The 12,067-nt window shown below is 45.2% G+C and carries 13 protein-coding genes; all 13 read right to left on the bottom strand.

The features are described from left to right. Positions 1 to 6: 6 nt before the first annotated feature. Positions 7 to 405, bottom strand: a complete 399-nt coding sequence (locus V3U24_10680) for an Hpt domain-containing protein (protein MEE9167908.1) — start codon at positions 403 to 405, stop codon at positions 7 to 9. A gap of 3 nt (positions 406 to 408) precedes the next feature. After that, positions 409 to 1,008 carry a chemotaxis protein CheC gene (locus tag V3U24_10675; GenBank protein ID MEE9167907.1) on the bottom strand — a complete coding sequence of 200 codons (600 nt, stop codon included), beginning with the start codon at positions 1,006 to 1,008 and terminating at the stop codon, positions 409 to 411. A gap of 37 nt (positions 1,009 to 1,045) precedes the next feature. Further along, positions 1,046 to 2,704 carry a chemotaxis protein CheA gene (locus tag V3U24_10670; protein ID MEE9167906.1) on the bottom strand — a complete coding sequence of 553 codons (1,659 nt, stop codon included), beginning with the start codon at positions 2,702 to 2,704 and terminating at the stop codon, positions 1,046 to 1,048. Positions 2,705 to 2,829: 125 nt separating this feature from the next. After that, the gene (locus V3U24_10665; protein MEE9167905.1) at positions 2,830 to 3,885 is read right to left on the bottom strand and encodes a chemotaxis response regulator protein-glutamate methylesterase; all 1,056 of its coding nucleotides are present in this window, start codon (positions 3,883 to 3,885) and stop codon (positions 2,830 to 2,832) included. 12 nt (positions 3,886 to 3,897) lie between these two features. Continuing rightward, positions 3,898 to 4,257, bottom strand: a complete 360-nt coding sequence (locus V3U24_10660; protein ID MEE9167904.1) for a chemotaxis protein CheD — start codon at positions 4,255 to 4,257, stop codon at positions 3,898 to 3,900. A gap of 158 nt (positions 4,258 to 4,415) precedes the next feature. Next, on the bottom strand, positions 4,416 to 4,790 hold the full coding sequence (locus tag V3U24_10655; GenBank protein MEE9167903.1) for a response regulator: 375 nt from the start codon (positions 4,788 to 4,790) through the stop codon (positions 4,416 to 4,418). A 14-nt stretch (positions 4,791 to 4,804) separates the two neighbouring features. Next, positions 4,805 to 5,308 (bottom strand): chemotaxis protein CheW, encoded by a 504-nt coding sequence (locus V3U24_10650; GenBank protein MEE9167902.1) that lies wholly within the window; start codon positions 5,306 to 5,308, stop codon positions 4,805 to 4,807. Between the two features lie 4 nt (positions 5,309 to 5,312). Further along, positions 5,313 to 7,679, bottom strand: coding sequence for a methyl-accepting chemotaxis protein (locus V3U24_10645; protein MEE9167901.1), 2,367 nt, complete (start codon positions 7,677 to 7,679; stop codon positions 5,313 to 5,315). Between the two features lie 45 nt (positions 7,680 to 7,724). Continuing rightward, the gene (locus V3U24_10640) at positions 7,725 to 8,585 is read right to left on the bottom strand and encodes a protein-glutamate O-methyltransferase CheR (protein ID MEE9167900.1); all 861 of its coding nucleotides are present in this window, start codon (positions 8,583 to 8,585) and stop codon (positions 7,725 to 7,727) included. Positions 8,586 to 8,600: 15 nt separating this feature from the next. Continuing rightward, positions 8,601 to 9,014 carry a response regulator transcription factor gene (locus tag V3U24_10635; protein ID MEE9167899.1) on the bottom strand — a complete coding sequence of 138 codons (414 nt, stop codon included), beginning with the start codon at positions 9,012 to 9,014 and terminating at the stop codon, positions 8,601 to 8,603. A gap of 271 nt (positions 9,015 to 9,285) precedes the next feature. Beyond that, the gene (locus V3U24_10630; protein MEE9167898.1) at positions 9,286 to 9,945 is read right to left on the bottom strand and encodes a response regulator transcription factor; all 660 of its coding nucleotides are present in this window, start codon (positions 9,943 to 9,945) and stop codon (positions 9,286 to 9,288) included. Next, on the bottom strand, positions 9,942 to 11,864 hold the full coding sequence (locus V3U24_10625) for a PAS domain S-box protein (protein MEE9167897.1): 1,923 nt from the start codon (positions 11,862 to 11,864) through the stop codon (positions 9,942 to 9,944). Before V3U24_10625 ends, V3U24_10630 begins: the two co-directional genes overlap by 4 nt. A gap of 54 nt (positions 11,865 to 11,918) precedes the next feature. Next, positions 11,919 to 12,065 carry a hypothetical protein gene (locus tag V3U24_10620; protein ID MEE9167896.1) on the bottom strand — a complete coding sequence of 49 codons (147 nt, stop codon included), beginning with the start codon at positions 12,063 to 12,065 and terminating at the stop codon, positions 11,919 to 11,921. Between the last annotated feature and the right edge of the window lie 2 nt (positions 12,066 to 12,067).

Below are 12,067 nucleotides of genomic sequence, written 5' to 3'. Positions count from 1 at the left end.
TCACTCTCATAGCTTAAGAATTCTATTTAGTTGCTTCAGCAACTCCTCATAGCCAACAACTTCCTCTCTACCTATCAACTTCTGACACTTATTTACACCTGTGATAAGTAACTTGAGCTCACTTGTAGAAAATTCAGCTTTTCCTTCACTGGCATTTAAGAAAATACTCTGCAGGATTTCAGAGATTTCCCTCAGGCGGAAATAACCGACAACCTCAGAAGACCCTTTTAGTGTATGGGCATTACGGTAGAGACGCCGATAGATTGGCTCTCTGCCCCGTTCTTCACTGTCCTTATCTTGTTCTCCACTCAGAATAGACAAGTCCGTTGTCATTTCCTGTATTAAATCCTGAGCTTCTTCATGAAAGACTTCTAGAAGTTCATGATTAAATGTAAGATTTGTCATCACTCATTCCCTGCTCTGGCCTTGCTCATCCCGTGATCCCAATGCCTTGACTACTGAGTTCAAAGAACTCGGTTCTAGGATAAATATTAATTGCCCGAGAAATGTCTCCTCTTTTATGATAAATTCACTTTCCATGACGATTGCAGACTCCACCTCTGTAGGTAAGCGAACTACGATTTCATCAAGAATAACCCCGATCATATCGTGGTCAAATCCGGGGATTGAATATGTGATCCTCATTTTCAGTCCATCAGCCAGTACCCGCACATAAGACCCGGCTACAATATTTCCCAACTCCATTAGAGCTGACTGTCCCATCTCATCCAGGTTCTTATCCTGAGATGTATTCCTTTTTGTAAGAATATTGGCAATCTTCACAGATTGAGAATAGGAAAAGACCAAAGCCATACTTCCCGATATTTCGCCTGATACCGAGAAGGAGACCGCAGATACGTCCTTCTCCCTTTTCCCAAAGATGTCAGCAACTTTATCTAAAGACTCAACCATAACATTAGGTAGTGAGATATCCACTCTTCTTTCGCTCATCGTTGACAGACTATTGGCCGCATTGCCGGTAGCTATTGAGCAAATCTCTTTTAACACATCCAGTCGGATTTGATCAAATTCTTTGAAACTCATACTAAATCTCCTTTTTGAACAACGATGCGATATCTATTATAAGTGCTACCTTTCCCGTTCCCAGGATGGTAGCACCAGACGTGTTCTTGATTCTTGTCAACATTCCGGTTAAAGTCTTGATCACAACATCCTGTTGCCCCAAAAGTCGATCTACAATCAAACCGGCCTTGTTTGATCCCACTTCAACTACTACAATAGGAATCTTACCATTGTTGGATTGTTGTCCTGAAGTTGGAAAACCAAGTTTTTTCCTTAACTGGATAAGCGGAAGGACGGAATCTCTGTAGGAAATTATGTCGTGATGCTCCATGGTCCTTATCGCCTGTTTAGACACCTTTATTGTTTCAGCAATAAAGGATAATGGGATACAATAGGTTTCATTTTCAATGCCAATCAACATGGCCTGGACTATAGCCATAGTTAGAGGTAGTTTTAAAAATATAGTGGTTCCTTCTTTGGGCTTGCTATCAATGTTTAATGTCCCCCCCAAAGATTCCACTTTAACCCTCGATACATTCAGACCCATTCCCCTGCCGGCTGCCTCAGTTACTGTCTTTGCCCTGGTATATCCAGGGTAGGTGATAAGCATTGCTATTTCTTCCTCGGTAAGATCTAAAAGTTCTTCCTCGCTGATGACTCCCGTTGCTATTGCAGCTTCCTTTATCTCTTCTATGTCCATCCCCCGCCCATCATCGGACAGTTCCAAGACGACTGAGTTTTTCTCTCTTCGGGCGATCAGCTTAATCGTGCCCCTTCTTTCCTTACCAAGTTTTTTCCTCAATTTGGGTTCTTCAATCCCGTGAGTAACTGCATTTTTAATGATATGAATCAGCGGCTCATTTATCTCATCCTGTATGCTCCGGTCCAGACCGATGTTGCTCCCCTCAATGATCAAATCGATTTCCTTCTTCTGAGCCACTGCAATGTCTCTCACCAACCGGTGATAAGGAGAAAATATATGTTCCAAAGGTATAAGCCTGATCTGCATCATCTGATCCTGAAGCTGGGAAGTCAACCGGGACATTTGAGCCACCACTTCTTCCAGAGTCTCATTCTCAATTGCCTTCGATATCCGATCGAGCTGGATTTTATTGATAGCCAATTCACCCGTGATATCCATGAGGCTGTCCAGATGAGTCAAGGGAATGCGTACCGACTGAATTTCACCTGTGGAAGCAGTTGCCTCGATGTCTTTTCCTTCGTTCACCTCCCTGTAAAGATTATCAGACGATTCGGATCTTGATGTCTTTGTTTTCTTAGATTTCCCTTTATTTGATGAGATTGTGGAAGCAAGCAAATCAAATCTCTCAATCAAGGGAGCCACATCTATTGGTTCAATCTTGTTCCCCTGTACATCCTCAATCAGAGTATCCAGAGTATCCAGGGATTTGAAAAGTAAATTCACTATATCAGTCTCTGCCTGTGGTACTTCACTTTTCAACACTGCCAGGGTGGATTCCATCGAATGGGTAAGTTGAGCAATATTATCATAACCCATAGTCTGAGCCATGCTCTTAAATGTGTGACTCAAACGAAATAATTCATGGAACAGAGATACATCCGCTGGGTTCTTCTCCAGTTCGACCAGAGTTTTATTTTGTAACTGGAGAATCTCCCGCGCCTCAGAAAGGAATAGCTGCTGATATTCTGATATCTCCATCACTATCGTTCCGATAAACCGAATATTTTGTGAATAAAATCGAGCGATCTTTGGTTCACTGTAAGGTTCTCAGAATCAAATCTAAAATCTTCTTCCTTCATAATTTTGATGTAGACTGCACACTGTCAACTGTTAACTGTCTTAACGATCTCCTTCGCTATTTCAGGTAATGGAATAATCTTGTCGACAACCCCCGCGTCAATAGCTGCTTTTGACATCCCAAATACGATGGCAGTTGATTCAGCCTCTGCGATTGTGTAACCACCATGCTTCTTTATCTCCTTTAGACCTTCGGTACCATCATTTCCCATGCCTGTCAATACTACTCCAACCACATTCTTTCCATAAATGGGGGCAGACGAAAGCATCACTTCATCTGCCGATATTAGTCGGTTTTTTTCTTCTCGTGAAAGAGGAATCAACTCGATTAATTGTTTATTCTTTCTTTCTGAAACAATCCTGAAATGATGGTCGGCTGGCATAATCAGAACCTTTCCTTGCAGAACAGGCTCCAGATCTTCAGCAACTTTCACATCCAATACCGATTCCCAATCAAGCCTATTTGCAAAGGATTGGATGAATGCGGCCGGCATATGTTGAATTACGACCACCCCTGCAGCCAGGCCCACAGGTAGCTCCGGAATTATCTGTGATAAGGCCCTCGGGCCTCCTGATGAACTGGCAATGACTATAATCTTGTCAGAAGACTTGTGAACTGGTTTCGATACTCTCTCTACAGCCCTTCCCACCTTAATCGGTCTTAGTTTCTTCATATCAACTCTGACAGCAAGCTTTATCTGTTGGATTAACTCCTTTTTAAGGTCTTTGAAATTCGCAGAAACCGCTCCTTTGGGTTTTTGTATAAACCCCACGGCTCCATATTCCAGTGCTTTGATTGTTTGTTCACCCAGGAACGTGCTTAAACCAGTCACCATAATCACTGGTGTTGGGAATTGCTCCATAATGTATACCAGGGCAGTAATACCATCTATCTCTGGCATTTCAATGTCAAGGGTAACAACGTCGGGCTTGAGTCTGTGGACTGCTTTTAGGGCGTCAACGCCATCGCGAGCGGTTTGAATGACTTCCAGCTCTGGATCAGACTCGACTATGTTTGTTATAAGTTTTCGCATAAATGCTGAATCGTCCACAACCAGAACACGTGTCTTCTTTTTAACCATGTCTATTTCTTTTTAGCCTTCTTGACTGTTCAAGTTGGCACTGCTCACTACAACTGAACCATCCTTTGTGTCAAGTATGACAGAACGCCCAATATGACCACCAGTTTCCTCGAAGCTGATTTCAATACTGTGTGTATCTAGTTCTTTACGGACTGCCATGATATTTCGTTCACCAATATCCATATCACTGCTAGCGTTAATGATCTCTGGGAACATATTTGCACCACCAAATATCTTCGCTTTTATGTTTTGAATCTGCGCGCCCCTTCTCTGCATCTCGTTAACCATTCTGGCGATGGCTACATCTGTGAATTTTAGAGAATTGGCTTTATCCAAAGATTCTCCAGAAGAGGGAAGCACAATGTGAGCCATACCCCCGATTTGTGCCTCGCGATCATACAGAGCCACAGCAACACATGATCCGAGACCAATTGCCTTTAGCACGTGGGGGGATTGAGTGACTTTTATTTCACCTAATCCAACCGAAATGTCCATAGCCCGATGTAATATGCATACCTTATTAGTTGATCCTAAGAATTCACTATTGCATTAGTTACAGCCTTTGCTACATCGGAAGCTTGAAAGGGTTTGATTATAAAATCCTTAGCTCCGGCTTCAATGTATTCTTTGACTATTTCCTCTTGCCCCATCGTACTTATTATGATGATCTTGGTCCCGGAATCCATTTTTACTATCTCTTTTACGGCAGAATATGTATCAACTCCTTCAACCTCAGGCATGATAACATCCAGAGTCACCAGATCAGGGTTGAGCACTTTGTATAGTTCAATAGCTTCCATGGCGTTCTCCGCTTCTCCTGCGATCTGGTGCCCCTCTTCAGTAAGGATGTCTGAAAGCATCTTGCGCATGAATTTGGAGTCATCAACGATTAAGATACTTGCCATTGGTTTACCTCCAGCTATGTTTCCGATTCGGGACTACTAAGGTCAGCCAGTTCTACTACTTCATGGGGAGCTAATACCTTCTCTAAATCCAGAAGAATTATGAGCCTATTTTCTAATTTGGCGACCCCTTTTATATAGTCTTTTTTTATCTCGATCTGAATTAATTCTGGAGTTGGCTCAATATTCTCTTCAACAATTTTCAATACTTCCGGAACCTCATCCACCAGTATTCCAGCTATCTGTTCATTTACCCCCGTCACTATGATCCGGGCACTTTCCGGTAGTGTTTCCAGGGGAACCAAGTTAAATCGCTTTGATAAATCAATTACCGGTATTATCTGTCCACGGAGGTTTGTCACTCCTTGTATGAAGGAGGGAGCTTCCGGTATGCGACTGATATCCGTTACCCTGATTATTTCCCTCACAGAGCTGACCTCCACCCCAAATTCCTCCTCCCTTAGCCGGAAGTTGACGAACTGAAATTCTTCACCTGTTGGTTTCTCTTCTTTTTCCGGCATAGTATTACCCCCCTTTATCTCCGGGTTTTTTCTCTACTTTGTTTTCCGGCTTTATCTCCTTCTTAACCTTTTTTGGAACTGGCTGTGACAGGGTTGGTTTCGGTTGTTCCGGTCTTGATGGTTTTGGTTTAACTGCGACCGGTTTTGTCAGAACTGGCTTTGGTGAAGTGGGTTTCGGTTCCGGTGGAAACGGCTCTCTAATTTTCTCCATCTTTTTTCTTGCTTCAGAAAGCCGTTCATTCAAGGGTACTACTGAGGGTGTCACCGGCCGATGTTTCGGCATTGGGGGAGCCGGCTTGACTGGAGCTCTTTTCACCACCTCTTCGCCGGTCTTAAACTCGGAAACGAGGTTGTTCAATTCGACACCCATTTCAGCCAGAGATTGGGCGCTGGAGGTCATCTCCTGCATGGTAGCAACCATCTGTTGTGTGGAGGCGCCCGCCTGTTGAGTAGAAGTGGAAGCTTCTTCGGCAATGGTCGCCACTTCTTCCACCGAGCCTACAACCTGCCGGGCACCAGATGACATCTGCTGGGAAGCAGCCGAGATCTGCTGAAGCATGGTGGATACATTCTGGTTCGCAGCCACAATCTCTTCCAAAGCAGCGCCCGATTTCGTAATAAGGTCCTTCCCCGCAGTAACTTCTCTAGAAGTGGTATCCATATTTTTTACCGCTTCATTCGTCTCTTTGATGGTTTGTTTAATTAGATCTCCTATCTCCGATGCGGACTTACCTGAACTTTCGGCAAGCTTCCTTACTTCCTCGGCAACCACGGCAAATCCTCGACCCGCTTCACCTGCCCTGGCCGCCTCAATGGCCGCATTTAACGCGAGAAGATTTGTCTGGTCAGCAACATTGGTAATAACGTCTACAATTTCTGCCATCTGTTCGGAACGCTCGCCTAGTTTGCTTACTGCTTCAGAAGTAACCGTGGTGGTGTCGGATATCTTATCCATGGTCTCAACACTCTCTTTCACCGTCTCGGCTCCTCTCTGCGCAGACTGGCTGGCCCGGGTGGATGCTGCGGCTGCCTGTCCTGCTGATTGTGCTGATTGCGTGATGGCAGCATTGAGTTGCTCCATTACCCTGGTAGTCTCTTCAACCCGCTCGGCCTGTGACTGAGCTCCCTTTGCCAATTGTTGAATTGTGGATGATACCTGCTGAGCCGATGCGTTGGTCTGTTGAGCGGATGAGGAAAGCTGCTGGCTGGACGCTGAGACGCTTGCGGCATTGCCCATGATCTTTATGATCATCTCCTTCAGTCCTCGCAGCATCTTGTTGAATGCACCAGCCAGATCTCCAACTTCATCCTTTGTCGTCACCGGTACTTCAGCAGTTAAATCCCCGGCTGACCCAGCGATTTCACTTACTCTGTCTACCACCATGATAAGCGGCCCTGTAATGCTTCGGGTAATGAAAACTGCAGCTAGACTGCCGATAATGATTCCACTTAGTAGAAAAACCAAAATCATAGTAGTGGCAAAGTTGTTTGATCTCTTGGCCTCATCCTCTGAGATTTCAAGATCTTTGTTAGTACGAACCTGGATTTCATCATCCATTAGAACATCCATACTTCTTCGAATCCTAACAAATTCATCCCGGCCTGTTCCTATATCTTTATCTATTTTGATAATCTCCTCGGAAAGCGTTGCACTATTTTCAAAAAGACGGCCAATCTCTGATGCCCATTGTCTCTCCTCGAATGTGAGACTTAGACCTTCATACACCTTTAAGAAACGTCTGAAATCTGTTTCATCCTTCAAAACACGATCTTCATATTGTGTCTGGTGGGTTCTCAAGTATTCCCCCAGACCCTTTGCAATTCCGTTGACATTAATTTCCAACTCCATTGCAGCCTGCATCTTTTCATAGGCTTGAGGTTCACCTGATTTGATGGACACTTGAATCTTCTCATCCAAAAGATTGTCCATCAACTCATGGTTGTTAAATAAAGTGACTATCTTTTTATCCTGCTCATCCTCTAATGCGATAATCTTGTTGGCTAAATCCTTAAACGTATCGTATTCCTTACCAAGCGTAATCGCTAACTCTCTAGCTTCCTCTGTCTTTTCCAATTCTCTGTACTCTTTGTGATATTTTCCAAAATCCTCTATATCGTCTTTGATACGCTCCAAGTGCTTTGGATCACGATCCTCCAGATAGCCTAAGAGGCCAAATCCTGTACCAATCAAATTGATCTCCATCTCATAAGCTGCCGCGTTTGCAGGCTGTCTTACACTGATTATGTTATCCAAGTGATTGCCAATATCCCGAAGCAGAGTAATAGTGAGCACTCCAGAGATTGCAAAAATCAGTAGCACGATCCCAAAGCCTAACAACAACTTACTTGCAATTGTCGCATTCAATTTCATCTTAGTCCTCCACTTCATTTGTTATTAAGTCCTTAGTCTCATGTCTCATTTTTTCACATATGCCCTTATTATTGGATCTATCGCCTCAAAATAATCAACCATTGGTACTGGTAGCGTCTCAGTCATGCCCAGGATGAGCAAACCATCAGACTTCATGGCAGAGTGAATGTTGTAAAGCGCTTCTTCCTGGAGTTCCCTCTCAAAATAAATCAACAGATTCCGACATAAAACCAAATCCACCTCGGACATGGGATTACCCGAGACCACATCGTGGTATCTGAAAGTAACTAATGCTCTCACGCGATCGTTCACTATATAGTCATCATCAAACCGGGTAAAATATTTATACAGTAAGTGTGGCTTCATTTTACCTAGTGCCTTGCTCTCATATGAGCTCCATGCTGCTTGCTCCAAGGCATTCTGATCTATGTCTGTCCCTATAATCTGTACATCATAATCATTCAACCTGTTGCCCAGGTTTTCGCAAAAGAGTATCGCCATACTGAATGCTTCCTGACCCAATGCTGATCCACACGACCAGGCCCTGATCCGTTTACCACCCTGCTTCTCCTTTTGAGAAATGACTTCCGGAATGATAACCTCTCCTAATAGATCAAAGACCGGGGGATCACGAAAAAACTCACTCACCTTTATAGTCAAACTTTCAATGAGTCTGTCATACTCTTGAGGATCTTTATTAAGTAACATTATATAGTCCAGATATGTAGCACATTGGGTCAGGTGTAGTCTATGTTCGATTCTCCTTTTTAAAACCTGCGGCCGATAATGGCTAAAATCTAAGTTTCTATTTCTCCTTACTTTATCCAGGAGAAACTTGAACTCTTTTTCGATCTCTATTTTGTCAATATTCGCCGGTTCCCTCCTTCTTGATTCAACCAGATCCACACATCAACCCCAGCTTCAATCACAAGCTTGATGAATGGCTGGAAGCAGATCCGTATGGAGGTTTTTCTTCAGCACAAAGCCCCCGGAACCGTTGGCTTGTCCTCTTTCCTTGTATGCGTCCAGATCGAAAACCGTCAGGATAATTATTTTGACTCCCGGCATCTCATCCTTAATCAGTCTTGTGGCATCCAGCCCGTTCATCACCGGCATGCGCACGTCCATGAGAACGACATCCGGCTTGAAATCTCGGGTCTTGAGAATCGCTTCCTTGCCATTCACAGCTTCACCTATTACCCGTATTGACGGTTCCTTGGCGAGAAAAACTTTGACCAGATCGCGAAAACGGCGATCATCATCAACTATCAGGGTTCTTATGGTATCCTTACGGATTCCATCCCCAAGTGAGTTACCGTTAGTATATGAAAACATACATTAAATAGTACGCCAAGGCAAGCTGAACTAACAATCGGGCAAAACCCCGATGTTTTGCAGGAAAAGCCTGTATTATCTATTAGAAACTTCCTGACGGGTCCGTCAGGGACTCTGTAACAGTCTTACGATTGAGGAGATATGAGACCTGAGCTCCTCGAAAGGGACTTGTATAGACTCTAGTTGCCTACAAAGAAGAGGCTAATTCGTGTGTAGACTATCCGAACGGTTGAAATCAATGTTCATTTAGACACGGTCAAAGCCTGTGCCGCTACAATTCTCCGCTTATCAATCCCCTGCCAATCGCAAACTTGGTGAGCCCAGCTATTCCATGGATGTCGAGTTTACTCATCAAACGCGATCTGTGGGTTTCAACAGTCTTGACGCTGATAAAGAGTTTCTTTGCTGCTTCCCGGGTAGTATTCCCCTCGGCGATCAACTGCAACACCTCACGCTCCCTTGCAGTCAGTCTGTCCAATGAATCTTCCCTTCTTTCTTCTCCAGCCAGGTGAACATACTCTTCCACAACCACCTTGGATACGGCCGGGCTGAGGTAGGTTTCCCCTTGGCTAATACTGTATATGGCGGTAATGAGTTCTTCGGGTGCAGCCTTTTTCACGACATACCCAGAGGCACCTGCCCGAAGGGTCTGAAAGATGTATTCTTCGCTAGTGTGCACCGAGAGAATCAGGACTTTTATCTCTGGCAGCAGTTTCTTGATTTGCCGGGTTGCTTCCAACCCGCTCAGGTTGGGCATGGAAATGTCCATCACAATCACATCGGGATGAAGTTCCTGAGATCTATTTACAACCTCAAAGCCATCTTCCGCTTCGCCTACCACCTCTATATCCCCCTGACCGTTCAAAAGGGCCTGAAGACCCTTGCGAACAATGGTGTGGTCTTCAGCCAGCAAAACTCTAATGGGGTTCATACGACCTCCTCCATGGGCATTTCTACCCTAATCGTGGTTCCCTTGCCAGGGGTAGATCGAATATCCAAACTACCACCAAGATAGCCCACTCTTTCTTCCATCCCAATCAATCCTAATCTTCCCTCGGGTGTTTCCCGATCTACCACGGCCTGAACAACGAACCCCTTCCCGTCATCCTCAACCAACATCATAACTGACGATTTCTTGCGCTTCAGGTCTATACGAACATTCCTGGCTTCCGCGTGCCGGGATATATTCGTCATAGCTTCTTGCATGACGCGGTAAATCACCGTTTCTATCTCCCCTGGTAGTCGTTCTTCAAAATCACCCACATTCACTTCGACATTGACATTGAGCCTCTTCGTAAACCGATCGGTATACCACCGAATCGTTGGTGCCAGGCCGAGATCATCGAGCAGGGTGGGTCGTAATTCCAGTGATAACTCCCGAGAACGTTCCGGCAACTCATCAGTCAATGAACTTGTTTCCTCTAATTTCTCCAATAGATCAGAAGGTGAACCGGGTGGCAATTCAGTTTTGATGGAAGCAAGGTTAATCTGCGCGGCTGTCAATGCCTGTCCGAACTCATCGTGGAGTTCCATGGAAACTCGCTTCCGTTCTTCCTCCTGAGCAGTAACTAATCGGATGGTCAATCTGCGCAGGTCCCTTCGACGCCTTTCCAGCTCCTCTCTTGCCTTCAGCTGTTCGGAGATATCCCTGGCGATCCCGCACAGTACCCTTCGGTCGCCCATCATGAATGTGCTGGTAGATATCTCCAAGGGAAATATGGTGCCGTCTTTCTTTTTGTGATAGCGGACCGGGATTCTCTTCAGACGTCCGTCGATCATGTCTTTGATTGCCGCATCAGACTTCTCCGGTTCTGCAGAGGTGTCTCTCACCGTCATGTGTCTGAACTCTTCCTGGCTGTATCCGTAGAGCTTTTCACACGCCTTGTTGACCTCAATGAAGCTCTTCGTTTCGGCATCGACCAGTATGATCGCATCGGTAGAAGTCGATACAAGCTGCCGGTATTTCTCCTCGCTTTGCCGCAGGTCATGCTCGGATTCTTTTTGCTCGGAGATGTCTCTGACAATCGCAGCTACTCCGATTGGCAGGCCAGTTTTTCCCAAGGCTGCGAAAACTGTCAGAAGAATCGGAACACGTGATCCGTCCTTTTTGATGTACTCTTTTTCATACTCTACTGGCTCACCTGTTCTGATCATACTACCCACCATTTTGGCTTCGTAGTCGTGATACTCCTCAGGCGTTAAATCCTGATATTTCTTGCCGGTGAGCAGTTCTTCCCTCGAGTAGCCCGTCAGGGTACAGAACGAATCATTGACATCGAGCAACGTTCCATCGATATCGGCCCACCCAATCGCCTCCTTGGAAGAATTGTACAGACTTTTGTAACGTTCTTCACTCAAGCGCAAGTCTTCTGTCAGTTGCTTACGCTCGGTGATGTCCCTCCATGCGGCGACAAACCCGTCGCCCAGCTTGGAAGCTCTTATGTCAAATGCTCTGGAAAGACTCTTCTTTCCATACGCGTCCTCGTACTCCAGGGTCTCTTTCTCCAGGGGCCTGCCCGAGTCGACAACGTGACAGTATTCATCGAAAAGGCCCGTTTCACGGTGGGCCGGTAATAATTCGCAAAGCCCTTTTCCAATTTGCTCTTCCCTGGTCATTCTGTTACTTCCGCAGGCTGCTGCGTTAATAAAATCGATTCGAAAATCGACAATAACTCCCGATTCGTCACGAATGGCCGTGTATATGCCAAAACAATCAAGCATATTTTCGACGGAAGTTCTGAACCGCTCCTCGCTCTCTTTCGGGCCGGCGAGTTCAAGTTCGGCAACGCGTTCGCGCAATTCCTCCAATTCTTTTATAAGCTGATTCTTAGTTTTTTGTTGATCTTTCATACGGACTCCATGAGATAAATACTTACTTCTGAAACGGCACAATCAATCCCAGCTTCAATCATGAGTTTGATGAATGGCTGGAAACAGATCCGTATGGAGGTTTTTCTTGAGCACAAAGCCGCTGGCACCCTTGGATTGTGCAATTTCCCTGTATGCGTCCAGATCGAAAACCGTCAGGATAATTATGTTGACTCCCGGCATCT

This window comes from Candidatus Neomarinimicrobiota bacterium (assembly GCA_036476315.1).
GTDB lineage: Bacteria > Fidelibacterota > Marinisomatia > Marinisomatales > S15-B10 > JAZGBI01.
This window is presented reverse-complemented; position numbering and strand designations above follow the sequence as displayed.